Origin of the sequence: Pseudomonas sp. IT-P260 (assembly GCF_949768395.1) — a bacterium.
Taxonomy (GTDB): Bacteria; Pseudomonadota; Gammaproteobacteria; order Pseudomonadales; family Pseudomonadaceae; genus Aquipseudomonas; species Aquipseudomonas parakoreensis.
This window is the reverse complement of record NZ_CATKPO010000039.1, coordinates 207,424-228,647: the sequence shown is the minus strand read 5'-3', so window position 1 is coordinate 228,647 and position 21,224 is coordinate 207,424. Positions and strand designations below refer to the sequence as shown.

Here is a 21,224-nt window from a genome sequence, read left to right as displayed (position 1 = left end):
TAAGGAGCGCCAAAGGCAGTCTTAGCCTGGAGTTCACCTTATGACTGACAGCAAAGAACAACTGGATGTAGATGACGATTTCACCGCTGTAGAAACTGACGACGCCGAACCGGTGGTTGAAGTCGCCAAGACCAATCTGAGCAAACGCCGCACCATCGACAACCTGCTTGAGGAGCGCCGACTGCAAAAGCAATTGGCCGATTACGATTTTGATCTTTGACACTTGAAAGCCTCCCTCACCGGAGGCTTTTTACTTTCTGCAGCATCTGACACGGCGCGGCCCACGTTGCCTCGGGTTTCAGGAGCATCAGACAAGCCCGTTGCGTTGCGCCAGTTCAATCAGATCCACCAACGACCGGGCATTGAGTTTCAATAGCAGACGGGTCTTGTAAGTGCTGACCGTCTTGTTGCTGAGGAACATGCCATCGGCAATTTCCTTGTTCGTTTTACCTCGCGCCAATTGCTGCAACACCATCATTTCCCGCCCGGACAGGCGGTCTACCATATCGGCCTCGCTGGCATTACCGAGGCTGGTACGTACGGTATGCAGGGCCTGATTGGGAAAATAACTGTATCCGGACAGTACGGCTTTGATCGCACTGAGCAGCTCCGTCAGATCCTGCTGCTTACAAACATACCCTGCCGCCCCCGATTGCATGCAGCGCATTGAAAAATGCCCTGGGGCCTGGGAAGTCAACACCAACACTTTCAAGGGCATCGGTGTCGAGTTCAGACGCGCAATAACTTCAAGACCATCGAGCTTCGGTATTCCAATATCCAGGATAACAATGTCCGGCATCTGTTCACGCGCAAGTTGCAAGGCATCTACACCGTTATCCGTTTCTGCAATGACTTCGTAGCCATGACGCTCCATCAGCATACGCACAGCAAGACGAATGACGGGATGATCATCCACGATCAGCACTTTATTCATGGGCAAGTCCAGTTTCGCTGTTCGAATTTTTAGAACACGCACAATAGCCCAGTCACTTCCGACATGGCACAAGAGAGTTCCATCGCACTCCCAGCGAAAGACATTCCCTACAACAAATAAAGACTATTCCTACAAAAAAACCCACTTACGCACTATTTCCATGACACGACTGTTTTTCCGCCCCCTGCACCGACGTGAAAAATACTACGCCCTGAAGCCCTTGCGCACTCGCTTTCAGAGCAAGTTGCTTATCGAATGCAGACAGCATATTGCTGTTCAATGAATACCTATGACTCATCCGCGATCGGCACTTGGCAGATGACCAATTGTAAAAAACAACATACAAACCATTCAAAGCACTTTAACAATCAATGTCTGAAACAAGATACTTCTACCCAACTGATTTTCTTTAATATAAAAATAGCCTCAAGTATAAACTTCAACCCACACCCAACCACTCCACCTATTGGAAACACACATTTAATGAGCACGCCCCATGATAAAAGTCAGAAAAAAGATAACCAACCCCATGACTATAATTGCGATATTTGCATTTATTTCCGAATCATCAGCCGCCATTTCCTTGCCTTTTTTAGATAACAACGAAAGGGAGGTCTATGTCTGGTTTCTGATCAGCTTCCCGTTTTACTTGTTGCTGCTGTTTTTTCTAACACTGAACTTCAACTACCGCTCTCTGTACGCCCCCTCGGATTTCGAGAAAGATGACAGTTTTCTAAAAACCTTTGAGGAACTCAAGACCTCCGAGAGCAACCCGGATTTGTCTCCGACAGACACTTCCATTGCAACCGGCAAGAAATCAAATTCGAATAAACAAGAACCAACGCTACCAACACACGATACTGAACAGAGGCCATGCCATCAGCCTGCTGAGATAGCCTTCGCGAATAAGCCTTGGATCGAACACAACATTGAGTTACCCAAACCCATGGGCACGTTGCGTGCCATAGATGTTCGTCCGATGAACAACTCACAGGCGTTCAATACGCTGGTCGAACACTTTCCACGCCTGGGCAAACAATCGGCCAAGGCAGTGCTTTTTTTGACTGATCCCGCATCCGAGGTTTTGCTCAAGCAAATGACGCTCAGCCTTATCAGACAGTCGAAGAAAGGCGGCGGCGCGAAACTCTTTGTCGCCTATAACGTGAGTACACAAAGCACTACGGTTCTGAGAGAACTATGAAACGCAAGGCAGATGCCTGAAATGGGTATTCAAGAAAACCCCGGAATGGGCCGTAGCGACAGACAATCCAGGAGAGCGTCAGACGAGCATAAAAAAATGGCGGCATTGTCCAGGGACAAGCCGCCATTTTTCATACAGCCCTGCGTGACTTAAAACAGCTTGCGGCCCTTGTTGGCTGCAATGCGCATGCGCAGCGCGTTAAGCTTGATGAAGCCCGCCGCGTCAGCCTGGTTGTAAGCGCCACCGTCTTCTTCGAAGGTCGCGATATTGGCGTCGAACAACGAATCGTCGGACTTGCGGCCGGTAACGATCACGTTGCCTTTGTACAGCTTCAGACGAACCACACCGTTCACGTTGACCTGCGAAGCGTCGATCATCTGTTGCAGCATCAGACGCTCCGGGCTCCACCAGTAACCGGTGTAGATCAGGCTGGCGTATTTCGGCATCAACTCGTCTTTGAGGTGAGCGACTTCGCGGTCCAGAGTGATCGATTCGATGGCGCGGTGTGCACGCAGCATGATGGTGCCGCCCGGGGTTTCGTAGCAACCACGGGACTTCATGCCGACATAGCGGTTTTCCACGATGTCGAGACGGCCGATGCCGTGAGCACCACCGATCTTGTTCAGCGTCGCCAGTACGGTGGCCGGAGTCATTTCGACGCCGTCCAGGGCAACGATGTCGCCGTTGCGGTAGGTCAGTTCCAGGTATTGCGGGGTGTCGGGAGCCTTCTCCGGAGAGACGGTCCAGCGCCACATGTCTTCTTCGTGCTCGGTCCAGGTGTCTTCCAGCACGCCGCCTTCATAGGAGATGTGCAGCAGGTTGGCGTCCATCGAGTACGGGGACTTCTTCTTGCCGTGACGCTCGATCGGGATCGCGTGCTTCTCGGCGTAGTCCATCAGCTTCTCGCGCGACAGCAGGTCCCACTCACGCCATGGCGCGATCACTTTCACGCCTGGCTTGAGCGCGTAGGCACCCAGTTCGAAACGTACCTGATCGTTACCCTTGCCGGTGGCGCCATGGGAAATGGCGTCGGCGCCGGTTTCGTTGGCGATTTCGATCAGGCGCTTGGCAATCAGCGGACGTGCGATGGAAGTACCCAGCAGGTACTCGCCTTCGTAAACGGTGTTGGCGCGGAACATCGGGAACACGAAGTCACGCACGAATTCTTCGCGCAGGTCGTCAATGTAGATTTCTTTGACGCCCATGGCCTGAGCCTTGGCGCGAGCCGGCTCGACCTCTTCGCCCTGACCCAGGTCAGCGGTGAAAGTCACCACTTCACAGTTATAAGTATCCTGCAGCCACTTGAGGATCACCGAAGTGTCCAGGCCGCCGGAATACGCCAGAACGACCTTGTTTACGTCCGCCATGCCATCACTCCACGGGGTTCTACGGAAAGCCGAGGAGTCTACCGCTCAAATCCGATAATTTACAGAGGCGCGACAGCTTAAGACGACAAAGCGACAGAATCTGTCGAGAGCGCGACGATGACCGGTGGGTCAGGAAGTCGCTGCAGCATTGGCAGGCGTACTGGCTTGCGGGGCTGGCGCGGTGGTCGGCGCCACTCGCGCCAGCTTCACGCTGACCCGGCGATTCTTCGCCCGGTTAGCTGCATTGTTGTTCGGCACCAGCGGGTATTGCTCGCCGTGGAAACGCACGGTGATCTGCGATTCGGCGATGCCGTTGGCCTTGAAGAAGTCGACCACCGCCAGCGCGCGCCGGCGCGACAGTTCACGATTGGTCAGACGATTACCGCTGTTGTCGGAATAGCCATCCAGTTCGATGTGATTGACCGTCGGGTCGGCCTTCATGAACTCGAGCATCACCTGCAGCCTGGCCTTGGCGTCGGCATCCAGATCGGTGCCTTCGCCAGGAAAGCCTATCTGCGAGTGTTTGACTTGATCAAAATTCTGCGGCAGCAGCTTCGCCACGCATGTCTGGTATTCGTTGAATGCCTTGCTGAACTTGACCGGCAACAGACGCACTTCAGAAACCCGGCCATCGCCGGACGCACGGCGCACCACCGGACTGCGACCGTCCAGCAAACCGCTGATCAGCCCGCCGGCCTGGGATTGCGAACTGTTGAACAGCACGTTGCCGGTGCCGATCCTCACGCTGCCCAAATTGATGTCGTTGCGCCCCGGCTGCCAGGGCGCAGCCGCCGCGAGCAACGTCGCCGAACCGCCGCCGAGCATGGCGTTATAGGCATTGAGGCGGAATATCGCCTGCTCGCCGGCCTTGCGCACGAACTGGCCCGAGCCGAAATCGGTGATCGGCTGGGTCAGACGGCACTCGAACTTGTCACCCTCGACCGTCCACTCAATGTTCTCCAGACGCGTCTGGTAGGTGAGCGCCATCGCGGGGAGGCTGGCAAACACACTGAGCAAGGCTAAATATCGCTGGCGCACGGGAGGCTCCATTGGCTTCTGTAACACAAAGACCGATTCACACTATGTTTACGGCATACCTACGGGCTATCGGAAGGTTCCGGCAAAACTTGATAGCGAGTGCCTGCAAGAGTCTTTTCCGGTAGCATTCCCCTCAGTTTGACCCGCCTGGAATCCCCTCATGTCCGACCGCCTGACCCTGCTGCGTCCCGACGACTGGCACATTCATCTTCGCGATGGTGCCGTGTTGACCAATACCGTTGCCGATGTGGCGCGCACCTTTGGCCGCGCCATCATCATGCCCAACCTGGTACCACCGGTGCGCAACGCCGCTGAAGCCGATGGCTATCGCCAGCGGATTCTCGCTGCCCGCCCGGCCGGCAGTCGTTTCGAACCGCTGATGGTGCTGTACCTCACCGACCGCACCCAGCCCGAAGAAATTCGTGAGGCCAAGGCCGGCGGTTTCGTGCACGCCGCCAAGCTGTACCCGGCTGGCGCCACCACCAACTCCGATTCCGGAGTCACCAGCATCGACAAGATCTTCCCGGCGCTGGAAGCCATGGCCGAAGTCGGCATGCCGCTGCTGATCCACGGCGAAGTCACCCGTGGCGATGTCGATGTCTTCGACCGCGAAAAGATTTTCATCGATGAACACATGCGCCGTGTGGTCGAGCGTTTCCCGACGCTCAAAGTGGTGTTCGAACACATCACCACCGGCGACGCCGTGCAGTTTGTCAACGAAGCCTCGGCCAACGTTGGCGCGACCATCACCGCGCATCACCTGCTGTACAACCGCAACCACATGCTGGTGGGCGGGATCCGCCCGCACTTCTACTGCCTGCCGATCCTCAAGCGCAATACCCATCAGGAAGCCCTGCTCGACGCGGCCACCAGCGGCAGCGCGAAGTTCTTCCTCGGCACCGACTCGGCGCCGCACGCCCAGCACGCCAAGGAAGCCTCCTGCGGCTGCGCCGGCTGCTACACCGCGTACGCCGCCATCGAGCTGTATGCCGAAGCGTTCGAACAGCGCAATGCGCTGGACAAGCTCGAAGCGTTTGCCAGCCTCAACGGCCCGCGCTTCTATGGTCTGCCGGCCAACACCGATCGCATCACCCTGGTTCGTGAAGAATGGACCGCCCCGACCAGCCTGCCATTCGGCGAGCTGAACGTTATCCCGCTGCGCGCCGGTGAAAAACTGCGCTGGCGCCTGCTGGAGGAACACGCGTGAGTGAAGACCATTTCGACGACGAACTGGACGGTCAAGGTGGCGGCGGCGGTTCCCGCCATCCAATGGCAGCGCGTTTTCGCGGCTACCTGCCGGTTGTCGTCGACGTAGAGACCGGTGGCTTCAACTCGGCCACCGACGCTCTGCTGGAGATTGCCGCGACCACCATCGCCATGGATGAAAAGGGTTTCGTTTACCCGGACCACACCTACTTCTTCCGCGTCGAGCCATTCGAAGGCGCGAACATTGAAGCGGCAGCGCTGGAATTCACCGGGATCAAGCTCGATCACCCGCTGCGCATGGCGGTCAGCGAAGAAACCGCGCTGACCGACATCTTCCGTGGCGTGCGCAAGGCGCTGAAGGCCAATGGCTGCAAGCGCGCGATCCTGGTCGGGCACAACAGCAGTTTCGACCTTGGCTTCCTGAATGCCGCCGTGGCGCGTCTGGACATGAAGCGCAATCCGTTTCATCCGTTCTCCAGCTTCGACACCGCGACGCTGGCCGGCCTGGCTTACGGTCAAACCGTTCTGGCGAAAGCCTGTCAGGCCGCCGACATCGACTTCGATGGCCGTGAAGCGCATTCGGCGCGTTACGACACCGAGAAGACCGCCGAGCTGTTCTGCGGCATCGTCAACCGCTGGAAACAGATGGGCGGCTGGGAAGACTTCGACGACTGATCCTCGTCGGGTATTTCCTGCGCATGAAAAAACCGGCCACTTGGGCCGGTTTTTTTGTACCTCGACGTTGAGCCTTACAGGGCAGCAGCGTTCTCGGTCAGGTAAGCCGCGACGCCTTCTGGCGAAGCGTTCATGCCTTTGTCGCCTTTCTTCCAGTTGGCAGGGCAAACTTCGCCGTGCTCTTCGTGGAATTGCAGAGCGTCGACCAGACGGATCAGCTCTTCCATGTTACGACCCAGTGGCAGGTCGTTGATGATCTGCGAACGGACGACGCCCTTGTCGTCGATCAGGAACGCGCCACGGAAAGCCACGCCGCCTTCGGACTCAACGTCGTAGGCCTTGGCGATTTCGTGCTTCATGTCGGCAGCCATGGTGTATTTCACTTGGCCGATGCCGCCGTTGTTGACCGGGGTGTTGCGCCAGGCGTTGTGGGTGAAGTGCGAGTCGATCGACACGGCGACCACTTCCACATTGCGCGCCTTGAAGTCAGCCATGCGGTTGTCCAGAGCGATCAGCTCGGACGGGCAGACGAAGGTGAAGTCCAGCGGGTAGAAGAACACCAGGCCGTATTTGCCTTTGATGGCCGAGGACAGAGTGAAGCTGTCAACGATCTCGCCATTGCCGAGTACGGCCGGGACGGTGAAGTCAGGGGCTTGTTTGCCTACGAGTACGCTCATGGATATCTCCTGGTGAATAACTTTGAAGTTCAGGGTCCGGGCCAGCCTGCCACCCTCAGGCGACAGCCCTGTGACACGAACCCTCTTCGCAAGGGCCGACCATCATACACTGCGTTTTTCGCCTGTCCTTAACGGTTTTTTGCCCAAGGCCGATAACGGACCCGCATTTTCGGGGCCAGGCCATTCGCCATTAATCACCGTTCGTCAGTGACCCGCCTTTCGATCGAAAACCATTCAGAAAGCACTTTGACAATCATTCTCGTTAACATTAAGATCCATCGCAATTGAGTCACAACCAGCGACGGTTCTCACTTATGTATGTTTGCCTCTGCACTGGCGTCACCGACGGACAGATCCGCGAAGCGATCTATGAAGGTTGCTGCAGCTACAAAGAAGTCCGCCAGGCCACTGGCGTCGCCAGCCAGTGCGGCAAATGTGCCTGCCTGGCCAAGGAAGTGGTTCGCGAAACCCTGACCAAGCTGCAAACCGCTCAGGCCGCGATCCCCTATCCGGTAGAATTTACGGCTGCGTAATTACCCAGATTTCGAAGAACCGGACTTATGTCCGGTTTTTTTATGTCCGCAAATCAAGTGCTTAGGTGCCAGACGCGGAACACAAACATTCTTATTCAGATTTAATTTCATTTATTATTCAATAACTTAGGTTTGACACTTATAAGTACCCGGCTCAAACTCCGCCTTATATACGGCTATTACAGGGCAGGACTCCCATCATGAAAGGCGACATTACAGTCATCCAGCATCTCAACAAGATCCTTGCCAATGAGCTGGTCGCGATCAATCAGTACTTCCTGCATGCCCGCATGTATGAAGATTGGGGCCTGAACAAGCTGGGCAAGCACGAGTACCACGAATCCATCGACGAGATGAAACACGCGGACAAGCTGATCAAGCGCATCCTGTTCCTGGAAGGCCTGCCGAACGTGCAGGATCTGGGCAAGTTGCACATCGGCGAGCACACCCGGGAAATGCTTGAGTGTGACCTGCGCATCGAGAAGACCGGCCACGCCGACCTGAAAGCCGCCATCGCCCATTGCGAATCGGTTGGCGACTTCGGCAGCCGTGAACTGCTTGAAGACATTCTCGAATCCGAAGAAGAGCATATCGACTGGCTGGAAACCCAACTGGGCCTGATCGATAAAGTCGGTCTCGAGAACTATCTGCAATCGCAGATGGGCGAGGAGTAGGAGCTGCCGCAGGCTGCGATCTTTTCAGATTGCACCGGCAACTCGCGTTAACTTTTCCAGCGCACTAAAAAGCCCCGCCCTCTTTCGAGGTGCGGGGCTTTTTATTGGCTGAAGATCAAAAGATCGCAGCCTCGTTTCACTCGACAGCTCCTACAGCAGAAGCATGTGCCGAGTGAAAGCCGGATCAGGCTTCGGACTTGGCCGCAGCTGCCTTGGCCGATGCTTCCTTGACCAGAGTCTGCAGCTCACCGTTGGCGAACATTTCAGCCATGATGTCGCTGCCGCCGACCAGTTCACCACCAACCCACAGCTGCGGGAAAGTCGGCCAGTTGGCGTACTTTGGCAGGTTGGCGCGGATTTCCGGGTTCTGCAGGATGTCGACGTAGGCGAACTTCTCGCCACAGCCCATTACAGCCTGCGCAGCTTTCGCGGAAAAGCCACACTGTGGGGCATTCGGCGAGCCTTTCATGTAAAGCAGAATGGTGTTGTTGGCAATCTGCTCTTTAATCGTTTCGATGATATCCATGGAGCACCTCGGCTGAACTTTCCGACTCATGGGTCGGCACGGTGACGCATTGTAACGGAATCCCGAGCGCACTGCTCGGTCTCCCCGACAGGCATATTCAAGCCGCCACCACCGTCACCGGCACGCCATTGAGCGCCGCGTTGCCCGACAGCTCGTCGAGCTGGCATTCATCGGTCAGGTCGTTAGCACTCGACCCCGGCTGGCCACTGGCGATCGCCATCTGCACGCCCGGGCGCGCGTGCCCCCAGCCATGGGGCAGGCTGACCACGCCTTTCATCATATCCAGGCTGCCGAGCACCTCCACTTCGATCTGTCCGACCCGCGAACTGACGCGCACCAATTGCCCGTCGTCGAGCCCCCGACTGGCCAGATCGTCCGGGTGCATCAGCAATTGATGACGCGGTTTGCCCTTCACTAGCCGATGGTAATTGTGCATCCACGAATTGTTGCTGCGCACATGGCGCCGGCCGATCATCAGCAGCTCATCGGCTGCCGGTGCCTGCAAGGCCGCAAAGCGTGCGAGATCAGCGAGGATCTCAGGCGGCGCAGCCTGCACCCGTTGATCTGGCGTCTTGAGGCGAGCGGCAAGATTCGGTTTCAACGCCCCAAGATCAATCCCGTGCGGATGATCGAACAATGTCGCCAACGAGAGTTTCTGATCGGACGTATCGCCATACAGCCCCATGCGCAGGCCCATGTCGATCATCTTCGCCGGCGGCAAGGTCGGTTTCAGTTCCTTGCCGGTCTTTTCGGCAAAGGCTTTGGCCAGGCCGACGAAGATCTCCCAATCGTGCAACGCCCCTTCTGGTTTGGCGAGAATCGCCCGGTTGAAGCGAGTGACGTTGCGCACCGCGAACAGGTTGAACGTAGTGTCGTAGTGATCGTTCTCCAGCGCCGAGGTCGACGGCAGGATCAAATCGGCGTAACGCGTGGTTTCGTTGATGTACAGGTCGATGCTGAGCATGAACTCCAGACCGTCCAGCGCCTGCTCCAGTTGCCGGCCGTTGGGCGTCGACAACACCGGATTGCCAGCCACCGTGATCAGCGCGCGAATCTGCCCTTCGCCTTCAGTGAGCATCTCTTCGGCCAGCGCCGAGACCGGCAGCTCGCCGCCGTACTCGGGCCGTCCGGATACCCGGCTCTGCCACTTGTTGAAATGCCCGCCCGAGGTCGACGCCACCAGATCCACCGCCGGCTCGGTGCACAACGCGCCGCCCACCCGGTCAAGGTTGCCGGTGACCAGATTGATCAACTGCACCAGCCAGTGGCACAGGGTGCCGAACGCCTGCGTTGAAACGCCCATGCGCCCGTAGCACACCGCGCTCGGTGCCGCAGCGAAATCCCGCGCCAGTTGGCGGATCTGCTCGGCCGGCACCGCACACAGCGGACTCATGGCTTCGGCAGTGAAGGTTGCGACGGCTGCGCGCACTTCATCAAGGCCATCAACCGGCAAGTGGCTGTCACGGGTCAGGCCTTCGCTGAACAAGGTGTTGAGCACCCCGAACAACAACGCCGCGTCGCCACCGGGCCGCACGAACAGGTGCTGATCGGCGATGGCCGCCGTTTCGCTGCGCCGTGGATCGACCACCACCACTTTGCCGCCGCGCGCCTGAATCGCCTTCAGGCGTTTCTCGACATCCGGCACGGTCATGATGCTGCCGTTGGACGCCAGCGGGTTGCCGCCGAGGATCAGCATGAAATCGGTGTGATCGATGTCCGGGATCGGCAGCAGCAAGCCATGGCCGTACATCAGGTAACTGCTCAGGTGATGCGGCAACTGATCGACCGAAGTCGCCGAGAAGCGATTGCGCGTCTTCAGCAGGCCAAGAAAGTAATTGCTGTGGGTCATCAGCCCGTAGTTATGCACGCTCGGGTTGCCCTGGTAGACCGCCACTGCATTCTGCCCGTGACGCTCTTGAATCGCCGCCAGACGCTCGGCGACCAGTGCAAAGGCCTCGTCCCATTCGATTGGCAGCCATTCGCTGCCGACCCGGCGCATCGGCTGACGCAGGCGATCGGGATCATTCTGGATGTCTTGCAGGGCCACGGCCTTGGGGCAGATGTGCCCGCGACTGAAGGTGTCGAGGGCATCGCCCTTGATCGAGGTGATCGCGACGTTGCCATCGGTTTCGGTGGTCTCGATGGTCAGGCCGCAGATGGCTTCGCACAGGTGGCAGGCACGGTGATGGAGAGTCTTGGTCATGGCCAGTCTCTGTCTTGTTCTGGGCAGGCAACGGGCATGCCTGCGGGAACAAAACTATGGCCCGTGCAAGGAAGCGATGCCAGCGATGTTCGTCTTGTGAATCGACGGTTATCAGGCGAGCCGATAGCCTGTCAGGTTCAGTTGGACGGCAACTGCGGCGGCGCCTGCAACTGGATTTCCTGAATGGTTTCGATCTGCTCGTGGGCGACATGCACGCCGGTGAGTTCGCCGATCAGCCGCCAGTGCTCGTCGAGCCCGGCACTGATGGTCGCCATGCGATCGATCATGTGACGGCCGGCGGTCTTGACCACTTCGTCTTCGCTGCGCAGCAGTTCGAAGGACATTGAGGTCACCGACGCGGTGAGATGGGTCAATGAGCGAGCCGTGTGACCCAGCAGTTCCATTAACAGTTTTTCTTTCGATTCCATGCGGAGGCTTCCTGCGTCGCTCGAAACTTATTTATAACCCAGCACTTTGCTTTAGCAAATGTTTCAGTCCGAGCATCCGACCAAGTGATGGCATGGAGCCACGGTCGCAAACCGACCCAGGCGACTCGATCCCCGCCACGCTGAATTGCCAAGCCCTGCAAGGCCAGTGTACAAAGAGGCTCGTGGCGGCCTTGAACTGGGCTTCATGTGTCCGACAGCAAGATCCGATACACCCTCCGAATCCCGCAAAATCCGTAGCCTATTGGCGTAACGCGACATTTAGTGTCAATATCGCGCCTTCCCCTATTTCGTCGCCCCGTGCGGCTTACGCCGCAGGTCTCGCCCGTTGTTCCGTTAAACAAGGCTTTGAGCATCTGCGGTTTGTAACAAAAAGGTAGTCAATGATGAGCGCAAGGCACTTTCTCTCCCTGATGGATTGCACGCCCGAAGAGCTGGTCAGCGTGATCCGTCGCGGCGTTGAGCTCAAGGACCTGCGTAACCGCGGCGTACTGTTCGAGCCGCTGAAAAACCGCGTCCTGGGGATGATCTTCGAGAAATCCTCGACCCGTACCCGGATCTCCTTCGAGGCCGGCATGATCCAGCTCGGTGGCCAGGCGATCTTCCTGTCGCCGCGTGACACGCAACTGGGCCGTGGCGAACCGATCGGTGACTGCGCCATCGTCATGTCGAGCATGCTCGACGCGGTGATGATCCGTACCTTTGCCCACAGCACCCTGACCGAATTCGCCGCCAACTCGCGCGTGCCGGTGATCAATGGCCTGTCCGATGACCTGCACCCGTGCCAGTTGCTGGCCGACATGCAGACCTTCCTCGAACACCGTGGCTCGATTCAGGGCAAGACCGTGGCGTGGATCGGCGACGGCAATAACATGTGCAACAGCTATATAGAAGCGGCGATCCAGTTCGACTTCCAGTTGCGCGTTGCCTGCCCGCAAGGCTACGAGCCCAATCCTGAGTTCGTCGCCCGCGCCGGCGATCGCGTGACCATCGTCCGTGATCCGCAAGACGCCGTGCGCGGTGCGCACCTGGTGAGCACTGACGTCTGGACTTCGATGGGTCAGGAAGAGGAAACTGCCAAGCGCCTGAAGCTGTTCGCACCGTTCCAGGTGACCCGCGCCCTGCTCGATCTGGCGGCTGAAGATGTGCTGTTCATGCACTGCCTGCCGGCGCACCGCGGTGAAGAAATCAGCCTCGACCTGCTCGATGACCCGCGCTCCGTTGCCTGGGATCAGGCAGAAAACCGTCTCCACGCACAGAAGGCCCTGCTTGAGTTCCTCGTCGAACCGGCATATCACCACGCATGAGTCATGAATTACTGCTGAACCTGCGCAACCTCGCTTGCGGCTACCAAGATCAACGCGTGGTGCAGAATCTCAATCTGCACCTCAACGCCGGCGACATCGGCTGCCTGCTCGGCTCGTCCGGCTGCGGCAAGACCACCACCCTGCGCGCGATTGCCGGTTTTGAACCGGTGCACGAAGGGGAAATCACGCTGGGCGGCGAAACCATTTCCAGCGCCGGTTTCACTCTGGCCCCGGAGAAACGCCGGATCGGCATGGTGTTCCAGGACTACGCACTGTTCCCGCACCTCAGCGTCGCGGACAACATCGCCTTCGGCATCCGCAAGCACCCGAACAAGGCGCGCGTTACCGAAGAGCTGCTGGAGCTGGTCAACCTGAAGAACCTCGGCAAACGCTTCCCGCACGAGCTCTCCGGCGGCCAGCAACAACGCGTCGCCCTCGCCCGCGCCCTGGCGCCGGAACCGCAACTGCTGCTGCTCGACGAACCGTTCTCCAACCTCGATGGCGAACTGCGGCGCAAGCTCAGTCACGAAGTGCGTGACATCCTCAAGGCCCGTGGCACCAGTGCGATTCTGGTGACCCACGACCAGGAAGAAGCCTTCGCCGTGAGCGATCACGTTGGCGTATTCAAGGAAGGTCGGCTGGAGCAGTGGGACACACCCTACAATCTCTACCACGAGCCGGCGACGCCGTTTGTGGCCAGTTTCATTGGTCAGGGTTATTTCATTCGCGGTCAGCTCGGCAGCCCGGAATCGGTGCAGACCGAACTCGGCGAACTGCGCGGCAACCGGGCCTATACCTGGCCGGTGGGCGGCGCGGTGGATGTGTTGCTGCGTCCGGATGACATCGTTTATGCGCCGGACAGCGCGTTGAAAGCACGCATCGTCGGCAAGACCTTCCTCGGTGCCTCGACCCTGTATCGCCTGCAACTGCCGACCGGTGCGCAGCTGGAATCGATCTTCCCCAGCCATGCCGACCATCAGGTGGGTGCGGATGTCGGGATTCGGGTTGCTGCAGAACACCTGGTCCTGTTCCAGGCATCGGGCAGCACCGCCGCGCAAATCCCGGCAGTGGAAAACGGCGTCCGCCGCTACAGCACCGCCCTCTGATCAAACAGAACATCGGAGTGTGGAGGTTTTTTGTGGTGAGGGGATTTATCCCCGATGGGGCGCGAAGCGGCCCTTTAACCTGCACCGCGGAGTGCCTGGCACTGTGCAAGTAATGGTTTGGGGCTGCTGCTCAGCCCATCGGGGATAAATCCCCTCACTACAAAGGCTCACTCCAACAAAGTTTTGCGTTAACCGAGGATCAGCGTGCCGCTGGCAACCAGCGTCGCATTGCCGCCAATCTTCACCCGCTCCCCCTCCAGCCGACAGAACAACTCCCCGCCCCGCGCCGAGCGCTGGCACGCGGTCAAACTGGATTTGCCCAGACGTTTCGACCAATACGGAATCAGGCTGCAATGCGTCGATCCAGTGACCGGATCTTCATTGATGCCGATCGCCGGGGCGAAGTAGCGCGAGACGAAATCATGCTGATTGCCGCGCGCCGTCACGATGGCGCCGAGCCAAGGCAGTTTCGCCAGCGCGACCATGTCCGGTGTGCAGTCGAGCACTGCCTGCTCCGACTCCAGCACCACGAACAACTCGTTGGAACCGAGCACATCCACCGCCTCGACACCCAGCGCACGCTCGACATCCAGCGTCACGCCAATCTCTGACGGCACAATTGAAGGGAAATCCAGCCACAGGCGATCGCCTTCGCGACTGACACTCAACGGCCCGGACTTGCAGGTGAAGTCCAGACGCTCGGCGTTTTCCTGGTAGACCTCGAACAACACGTAGGCACTGGCCAGCGTCGCATGCCCGCACAACGGCACTTCGGTGGTCGGAGTGAACCAGCGGATGTGCCACGCGGCGCCTTCGCGCACCACGAACGCGGTTTCTGCCAGATTGTGTTCGGCGGCAATCTTCTGCATCAACTCATCCGCAAGCCATGCGTCGAGCCGATACACCATCGCCGGATTGCCACTGAACGGTCGGTCGCTGAACGCGTCGACCTGATGAAACTCAAGCTGCATAACCTTCTCCCTAAGTCCGTGGGCAGAGCATGCGGCGCGGGCCGGTTCAGCGCCAGTGACAGAACCGGCCAATTTTCTTCATACAGAATTCAGCGTTACACCCGACCGATGTCGGCAAATTTGCCCTGGGTGTGCTCGGCGAGTACGGCGGGCGCCAACTCGACCTCCAGGCCGCGCCGGCCAGCACTGACATAAATAGTCGCAAAACCCTGAGCCGAGTTATCGATGAAGGTGCGCAGACGCTTCTTCTGCCCCAGCGGACTGATCCCGCCCAGCAGGTAACCGGTGGAGCGTTGCGCCGCCGCCGGGTCAGCCATTTCGACTTTCTTCACGCCCGCCGCGTGTGCCAGCCCCTTGAGATCAAGGCTTCCGACGACCGGTACCACCGCCACCAGCAATTCACCTTTTTCGCTGGCAGCGAGCAACGTCTTGAACACCTGAGCCGGCTCCAGCGCCAGTTTCTCTGCGGCCTCCAGCCCGTAGGACGCGGCCTTCGGGTCATGTTCGTAACTGTGCACGCGATGTTCGGCACGAACTTTTTTCAACAAGTCCAACGCAGGGGTCATGGCAGCTCCAGGCTCGGCATCAACAGAAAAATCCTGCGCCGGATTCTAGGTCATCACAGCGCAAAAGGCTCTAGCGCAAGCCCCGTTTTCCGGGCTTTGCGTGTGAGTCGCCAGGCTATCGCCGCCGCCATCGGCAGGACCATTCAGCAGGTTGATAGTTGAATTGTGACCGACGGTTCACTTTCGACCTTTGACAGGTTTGTTTCTTGTCTATATTTTTTCGAATCTGAATAATGTAAGAATTATCGTCACTGCAGCACCCAGCAGTAAACCGGGAACAGGATGGGGATCCTGCCCCGGGGAAAATCGCGCCTTGCCCTGACGGCAAACGCGCCAGACAACAACAAAAACCGAGGTTTTCAATGACAACTGCTTTACAGCAACCATCGCTTTCCGGCCAATGCCTGGCCGAGTTTCTGGGGACTGCACTTCTGATCTTTTTCGGCACCGGCTGTGTCGCCGCGCTCAAAGTCGCGGGCGCCAGCTTCGGTCTGTGGGAAATCAGCATCATCTGGGGCGTCGGCGTGAGCATGGCGATCTACCTGACCGCCGGTGTTTCCGGCGCGCACCTGAACCCTGCCGTGAGTATCGCCCTGAGCATTTTCGCCGACTTCGAAAAGCGCAAACTGCCGTTCTATATCCTGTCGCAGATCGCTGGCGCCTTCTGCGGCGCGCTGTTGGTTTACACGCTGTACAGCAACCTGTTCTTCGATTACGAACAAACCCACCACATGATGCGTGGCACCGCCGCCAGCCTTGAGTTGGCCTCGGTATTCTCGACGTTCCCCAATCCGGTGCTGTCCACCGCCCAGGCATTCCTGGTCGAGATGATCATCACCGCGATCCTGATGGGCGTGATCATGGCCCTGACCGATGACAACAACGGCCTGCCGAAAGGCCAGATGGCTCCGCTGCTGATCGGTTTGCTGATTGCCGTGATCGGCAGCTCGATGGGCCCGCTGACCGGTTTTGCGATGAACCCGGCGCGTGACTTCGGTCCGAAACTGATGACTTTCTTCGCCGGCTGGGGTGAAATTTCCTTCACTGGCGGCCGCGATATTCCGTACTTCCTGATTCCGATTTTTGCACCGATTGTCGGTGCCTGCCTCGGCGCTGCCGGGTATCGCGGGCTCATTGCCCGTCACCTGACCGGCGCCACACCTGCTACAAAGGATGCAGAACCGGCCATTGACGGCAAACCAAGAACTTCTTGAAACAGTCGGCGCGGGTTCCTGCCCATTTAGAACCCGCGCCACGGCCCACTCTCCCTTATTTCGTCCAAGGCAATCGACATGACCGACATTCAGAATAAGAAGAACTACATCATTGCCCTCGATCAGGGTACGACCAGCTCCCGCGCGATCATCTTCGACCGCGACGCGAACGTGGTCTGCACCGCCCAGCGCGAATTCGCCCAGCATTACCCGCAAGCCGGTTGGGTCGAACACGATCCGATGGAAATCTTTGCCACCCAGAGCGCGGTAATGGTCGAAGCGCTGGCCCAAGCCGGTCTGCATCACGATCAGGTCGCCGCCATCGGTATCACCAACCAGCGCGAAACCACGGTGGTCTGGGACAAGACCACCGGTCGTCCGGTGTACAACGCCATCGTCTGGCAGTGCCGCCGCAGCACCGAGATCTGCCAGCAGCTCAAGCGCGATGGCCATGAAGAGTACATCCGCGACAACACCGGTCTGGTCACCGACCCGTACTTCTCCGGTACCAAGCTGAAGTGGATCCTCGACAACGTCGAAGGCAGCCGCGAACGTGCGCGCAACGGCGAACTGCTGTTCGGCACCGTCGACAGCTGGCTGATCTGGAAATTCACCGGCGGCAAAGTGCACGTCACCGACTACACCAACGCCTCGCGCACCATGCTCTTCAACATCCACTCGCTGGAGTGGGATTCGAAGATGCTGGAAATCCTCGACATCCCGCGTGAGATGCTTCCGGAAGTGAAGGCCTCTTCGGAAATCTACGGTCGCACCAAGAGCGGCATCGCCATCGGCGGTATCGCCGGTGACCAGCAAGCGGCACTGTTCGGCCAGATGTGCGTCGAGCCAGGCCAGGCAAAAAACACCTACGGCACTGGCTGCTTCCTGCTGATGAACACCGGTGACAAAGCGGTGAAGTCGCAGCACGGCATGCTCACCACCATCGCTTGCGGCCCACGTGGCGAAGTGGCTTACGCCCTGGAAGGCGCGGTGTTCAACGGTGGCTCGACCGTGCAGTGGCTGCGCGATGAACTGAAGATCGTCAACGACGCTCACGACACCGAATACTTCGCCAACAAAGTGAAGGACAGCAACGGCGTGTACCTGGTACCGGCGTTCACCGGTCTGGGCGCTCCGTACTGGGACCCGTATGCCCGTGGCGCACTGTTCGGCCTGACGCGCGGCGTGCGCGTGGATCACATCATCCGTGCCGCGCTGGAATCGATCGCCTACCAGACCCGCGACGTGCTCGACGCCATGCAACAGGACTCCGGCGAACGCCTCAAGGCCTTGCGCGTGGACGGCGGCGCGGTCGCCAACAACTTCCTCATGCAGTTCCAGGCCGACATCCTCGGCACCCAGGTCGAGCGCCCGCAAATGCGCGAAACCACTGCACTGGGCGCGGCGTATCTGGCCGGTCTGGCGTGCGGTTTCTGGGGCAGCCTGGAAGAACTGCGCGGCAAAGCGGTAATCGAGCGCGAGTTCGAACCGAGCCTGGACGAAGTCGAGAAAGAGAAACTGTACAAAGGCTGGAAAAAAGCCGTCAGCCGCACCCGTGACTGGGCGCGTGAAGACGCTGAATAAGCCAGTCTGAGGACTGACTTAAGCTGTCCAAACAGCGTGAAAGCGTAGCGAGCGAAGGCAAGACAAGGCAAAAACAGGCGAGGACGCGGAGTTTACGGGTTTGTAAATGAGCAGTCCGAGCCTGTTTTTAACGCAGGATTGCCGAGCGCATTAGCTTTCACGTTGTTTGGAAACTGGTCGGGAGGAGATTCCTGCGTCATCATGGGCAAATTTTGCACGGCAGCCCAAAGGAAGCCCCATGAATCTGCCTCCCCGTCAGCAGCAAATCCTCGAGCTGGTCCGCGAACGCGGCTATGTGAGCATCGAGGAAATGGCCACGCTGTTCGTTGTGACCCCGCAAACCATCCGCCGCGACATCAATCAGCTCGCGGAAGCCAATCTGTTGCGTCGCTACCATGGCGGCGCGGCCTATGATTCCAGCGTCGAAAACACCGCCTACGCGATGCGCGCCGACCAGATGCGCGACGAAAAACAACGCATCGGCGAAGCCATCGCCGCGCAGATCCCCGATCACGCCTCGCTGTTCATCAACATCGGCACCACCACCGAATCGATTGCCCGCGCCCTGCTCAATCACAACCATCTGAAAATCATCACCAACAACCTGCACGTCGCCTCGATGCTCAGTGCCAAGGATGATTTCGATGTGTTGCTGACTGGCGGCAACGTGCGCCGTGACGGCGGTGTGGTGGGTCAGGCGAGCGTGGACTTCATCAACCAGTTCAAGGTCGATTTCGCGCTGGTGGGTATCAGCGGCATCGACGAAGACGGCAGCCTGCTCGACTTCGATTATCAGGAAGTGCGCGTGTCGCAGGCGATCATCGCCAACGCGCGGCAGGTGATTCTGGCGGCGGACTCCAGCAAGTTCGGGCGTAACGCGATGATCCGCCTCGGTCCGATCAGCCTGATCGACTGCCTGGTGACCGATCAGCAGCCGGTGCCGGCACTGGCGCAATTGCTGAGCCAGCACAAGATTCGCCTGGAAGTCGTTTAACCCCGTCGACATTCCCCTGTGGCGAGGGGATTTATCCCCGATGGGCTGCGAAGCAGTCCCAAAACCACCCAATGCGGTGTGCCTGATATCCAACATTGAGGGGCCGCTACGCGGCCCATCGGGGATAAATCCCCTCGCCACAGAGAGCATCCCTGCCTCAATAATGTTCGAATATTTTCTTTTAGCCGCCCTTCGATGAGTTTTTTCAATCGAAGGCGACTGGCTGCGCGCGTCTTTATGGGCTACCATTTTCGCAAATGAACATTTATGTTCGATTTCCAAGACAGAAAATCAAAAAAGCCCGAGGCCAGCCGATGTCCACCTCTACCTTGCGTACGCCCCCGATTGCCGAGATCTACGATGTTGCCGTGATTGGCGGCGGGATCAATGGCGTGGGGATTGCAGCGGATGCCGCCGGTCGCGGTCTTTCGGTGTTCCTTTGCGAAAAGGATGACTTGGCCAGCCACACTTCGTCGGCCAGCAGCAAGCTGATCCACGGTGGCCTGCGCTACCTCGAACATTACGAATTTCGTCTGGTGCGTGAAGCGCTGGCCGAGCGCGAAGTGCTGCTGGCCAAGGCGCCGCACATCGTCAAACCAATGCGTTTCGTGCTGCCGCACCGCCCGCACCTGCGTCCGGCGTGGATGATCCGCGCGGGCCTGTTCCTTTATGACAACCTCGGCAAGCGCGAAAAGCTGCCAGGTTCGAAAAGCCTGAAGTTCGGCGCCGACAGCGCACTGAAAAGCGAAATCAAGAAAGGCTTCGAATACTCCGACTGCTGGGTCGATGACGCCCGCCTCGTTGTGTTGAATGCGATGGCTGCACGTGAACACGGCGCGCACATTCACACCCAGACCCGTTGCGTCAGCGCCCGCCGCGCCAAGGGGCTGTGGCACCTGAACCTGGAACGCGCCGATGGCAGCCTGTTTTCGATCACCGCCAAAGCGCTGGTGAACGCCGCCGGCCCATGGGTCGCCAAGTTCATCCGTGACGACCTGAAGATGGAGTCGCCGTACGGCATTCGCCTGATTCAGGGCAGCCACATCATCGTGCCGAAACTGTACGAAGGCGATCACGCACACATCCTGCAAAACGAAGATCAGCGCATTGTTTTCACCATTCCTTACCTGAACCACTTCACTCTGATCGGCACCACCGACCGTGAATACACCGGCGATCCGGCGAAAGTGGCAATCACCGACGGCGAAACCGATTACCTGCTGAAAGTGGTCAACGCCCACTTCAAGAAGCAGATCAGCCGCGACGACATTCAGCACAGCTACTCGGGTGTGCGCCCGCTGTGCAATGACGAATCCGATAACCCGTCGGCCGTGACCCGCGATTACACCCTGGCCCTGTCTGGCGGTGGCGAAGAGGCACCGCTGCTGTCGGTGTTCGGCGGCAAGCTGACCACCTACCGCAAACTCGCCGAGTCGGCAATGGCCCAGTTGATGCCGTACTTCACCCAGATGCGCCCGAGCTGGACCGCTACCGCGACCCTGCCCGGCGGTGAAGACATGACCACCCCACAAGCCTTGAGCGCACAGGTCCGCGACAAGTTCGACTTCGTCCCGAGCGAAATCGCTCGCCGCTGGGCCACCACCTATGGCAGCCGCACCTGGCGCATGCTCGAAGGCGTGGAAACGCTGGCCGACATGGGCGAACACCTCGGCGGCGGGCTCTATACCCGTGAGGTTGACTACCTGTGCAGCGAAGAATGGGCGACCACGGCGCACGACATTCTGTGGCGTCGCAGCAAACTGGGCCTGTTCACCACCCCGGCCGAGCAGGAGAAACTGGCGGCCTACCTGGGCAAGGTCGAGCAGAACCGCAAGACTGAAGCGGCCTGACGTTTACAGCGCTTGAAACGAAGCCCCTGAATCTCACGATTCAGGGGCTTTTTTGTTTATCCGGGCCGGCCACTTTACCTGTGGCGAGGGAGCTTGCTCCCGCTGGGTCGCGTAGCGGCCCCATTCATAAAAGCGGGCCTGCTGCGCAGTCC

Annotated in this window: 21 protein-coding genes; 12 read left to right on the top strand and 9 right to left on the bottom strand. The window is 58.7% G+C overall.

The features are described from left to right. Positions 1 to 40: 40 nt before the first annotated feature. Complete coding sequence (locus tag ACM6HV_RS17500) at positions 41 to 220, top strand: PA3496 family putative envelope integrity protein (protein ID WP_041068377.1); 180 nt, start codon at positions 41 to 43, stop codon at positions 218 to 220. Between the two features lie 87 nt (positions 221 to 307). On the opposite strand, the gene ACM6HV_RS17495 is transcribed toward ACM6HV_RS17500, so the two are convergent. Continuing rightward, positions 308 to 934, bottom strand: coding sequence for a response regulator transcription factor (locus tag ACM6HV_RS17495; protein WP_003227711.1), 627 nt, complete (start codon positions 932 to 934; stop codon positions 308 to 310). Positions 935 to 1,430: 496 nt separating this feature from the next. Between ACM6HV_RS17495 and ACM6HV_RS17490 the strand changes: the two genes are divergently transcribed. Next, positions 1,431 to 2,135 carry a hypothetical protein gene (locus ACM6HV_RS17490; RefSeq protein WP_414904859.1) on the top strand — a complete coding sequence of 235 codons (705 nt, stop codon included), beginning with the start codon at positions 1,431 to 1,433 and terminating at the stop codon, positions 2,133 to 2,135. 149 nt (positions 2,136 to 2,284) lie between these two features. On the opposite strand, the gene ACM6HV_RS17485 is transcribed toward ACM6HV_RS17490, so the two are convergent. Together ACM6HV_RS17485 and ACM6HV_RS17480 are read right to left on the bottom strand one after the other, a co-directional pair. Further along, positions 2,285 to 3,502 (bottom strand): argininosuccinate synthase, encoded by a 1,218-nt coding sequence (locus ACM6HV_RS17485; RefSeq protein WP_027612065.1) that lies wholly within the window; start codon positions 3,500 to 3,502, stop codon positions 2,285 to 2,287. A gap of 129 nt (positions 3,503 to 3,631) precedes the next feature. Then, on the bottom strand, positions 3,632 to 4,540 hold the full coding sequence (locus ACM6HV_RS17480) for a flagellar protein MotY (protein ID WP_086791774.1): 909 nt from the start codon (positions 4,538 to 4,540) through the stop codon (positions 3,632 to 3,634). 160 nt (positions 4,541 to 4,700) lie between these two features. On the opposite strand from ACM6HV_RS17480, the gene pyrC reads away from it, so the two are divergent. Together pyrC and rnt are read left to right on the top strand one after the other, a co-directional pair. Continuing rightward, positions 4,701 to 5,747 (top strand): dihydroorotase, encoded by a 1,047-nt coding sequence (pyrC, locus tag ACM6HV_RS17475; protein WP_414904858.1) that lies wholly within the window; start codon positions 4,701 to 4,703, stop codon positions 5,745 to 5,747. Further along, the gene (gene rnt, locus ACM6HV_RS17470) at positions 5,744 to 6,421 is read left to right on the top strand and encodes a ribonuclease T (RefSeq protein ID WP_003227721.1); all 678 of its coding nucleotides are present in this window, start codon (positions 5,744 to 5,746) and stop codon (positions 6,419 to 6,421) included. The genes pyrC and rnt overlap by 4 nt, the downstream gene beginning before the upstream one ends. Positions 6,422 to 6,495: 74 nt before the next feature. Here rnt and ACM6HV_RS17465 read toward each other — a convergent pair whose 3' ends face one another. Continuing rightward, positions 6,496 to 7,098: a peroxiredoxin gene (locus ACM6HV_RS17465; RefSeq protein ID WP_007963972.1), complete on the bottom strand. Its 603-nt coding sequence runs from the start codon at positions 7,096 to 7,098 to the stop codon at positions 6,496 to 6,498. 314 nt (positions 7,099 to 7,412) lie between these two features. Here ACM6HV_RS17465 and ACM6HV_RS17460 point away from each other — a divergent pair, with 314 nt between their 5' ends. Next, positions 7,413 to 7,631, top strand: coding sequence for a bacterioferritin-associated ferredoxin (locus tag ACM6HV_RS17460; RefSeq protein WP_003227725.1), 219 nt, complete (start codon positions 7,413 to 7,415; stop codon positions 7,629 to 7,631). 200 nt (positions 7,632 to 7,831) lie between these two features. Beyond that, entirely contained in the window at positions 7,832 to 8,305 is a 474-nt protein-coding gene (gene bfr, locus ACM6HV_RS17455; RefSeq protein ID WP_007963971.1) for a bacterioferritin, read from the top strand. Between the two features lie 184 nt (positions 8,306 to 8,489). On the opposite strand, the gene grxD is transcribed toward bfr, so the two are convergent. From grxD to ACM6HV_RS17440, 3 genes are all read right to left on the bottom strand, one after another. Further along, entirely contained in the window at positions 8,490 to 8,831 is a 342-nt protein-coding gene (grxD, locus tag ACM6HV_RS17450; protein ID WP_003227729.1) for a Grx4 family monothiol glutaredoxin, read from the bottom strand. A 97-nt stretch (positions 8,832 to 8,928) separates the two neighbouring features. Next, positions 8,929 to 11,034, bottom strand: coding sequence for a molybdopterin oxidoreductase family protein (locus ACM6HV_RS17445; RefSeq protein WP_414904857.1), 2,106 nt, complete (start codon positions 11,032 to 11,034; stop codon positions 8,929 to 8,931). A gap of 137 nt (positions 11,035 to 11,171) precedes the next feature. Continuing rightward, positions 11,172 to 11,462: a hypothetical protein gene (locus tag ACM6HV_RS17440; RefSeq protein WP_102354941.1), complete on the bottom strand. Its 291-nt coding sequence runs from the start codon at positions 11,460 to 11,462 to the stop codon at positions 11,172 to 11,174. A 404-nt stretch (positions 11,463 to 11,866) separates the two neighbouring features. On the opposite strand from ACM6HV_RS17440, the gene argF reads away from it, so the two are divergent. Continuing rightward, the gene (argF, locus tag ACM6HV_RS17435) at positions 11,867 to 12,787 is read left to right on the top strand and encodes an ornithine carbamoyltransferase (RefSeq protein WP_047296204.1); all 921 of its coding nucleotides are present in this window, start codon (positions 11,867 to 11,869) and stop codon (positions 12,785 to 12,787) included. Then, a complete protein-coding gene (locus ACM6HV_RS17430) occupies positions 12,784 to 13,893 on the top strand; it encodes an ABC transporter ATP-binding protein (protein ID WP_108183676.1) in 1,110 nt (369 codons plus the stop codon). Before argF ends, ACM6HV_RS17430 begins: the two co-directional genes overlap by 4 nt. A 188-nt stretch (positions 13,894 to 14,081) precedes the next feature. On the opposite strand, the gene ACM6HV_RS17425 is transcribed toward ACM6HV_RS17430, so the two are convergent. Beyond that, complete coding sequence (locus tag ACM6HV_RS17425; RefSeq protein WP_414904856.1) at positions 14,082 to 14,864, bottom strand: PhzF family phenazine biosynthesis protein; 783 nt, start codon at positions 14,862 to 14,864, stop codon at positions 14,082 to 14,084. 95 nt (positions 14,865 to 14,959) lie between these two features. Further along, positions 14,960 to 15,430 (bottom strand): Cys-tRNA(Pro) deacylase, encoded by a 471-nt coding sequence (ybaK, locus tag ACM6HV_RS17420; RefSeq protein WP_047296209.1) that lies wholly within the window; start codon positions 15,428 to 15,430, stop codon positions 14,960 to 14,962. A gap of 362 nt (positions 15,431 to 15,792) precedes the next feature. Between ybaK and ACM6HV_RS17415 the strand changes: the two genes are divergently transcribed. The 4 genes from ACM6HV_RS17415 (at position 15,793) to glpD (ending at position 21,072) form a co-directional block, all read left to right on the top strand. After that, positions 15,793 to 16,644 (top strand): MIP/aquaporin family protein, encoded by an 852-nt coding sequence (locus ACM6HV_RS17415; protein ID WP_414904855.1) that lies wholly within the window; start codon positions 15,793 to 15,795, stop codon positions 16,642 to 16,644. Between the two features lie 78 nt (positions 16,645 to 16,722). Further along, on the top strand, positions 16,723 to 18,228 hold the full coding sequence (gene glpK / locus ACM6HV_RS17410) for a glycerol kinase GlpK (protein WP_414904854.1): 1,506 nt from the start codon (positions 16,723 to 16,725) through the stop codon (positions 18,226 to 18,228). A gap of 238 nt (positions 18,229 to 18,466) precedes the next feature. Continuing rightward, entirely contained in the window at positions 18,467 to 19,222 is a 756-nt protein-coding gene (locus ACM6HV_RS17405) for a DeoR/GlpR family transcriptional regulator (RefSeq protein WP_007916700.1), read from the top strand. 314 nt (positions 19,223 to 19,536) lie between these two features. Then, entirely contained in the window at positions 19,537 to 21,072 is a 1,536-nt protein-coding gene (glpD, locus tag ACM6HV_RS17400) for a glycerol-3-phosphate dehydrogenase (protein WP_414904853.1), read from the top strand. Positions 21,073 to 21,224 lie beyond the last annotated feature (152 nt).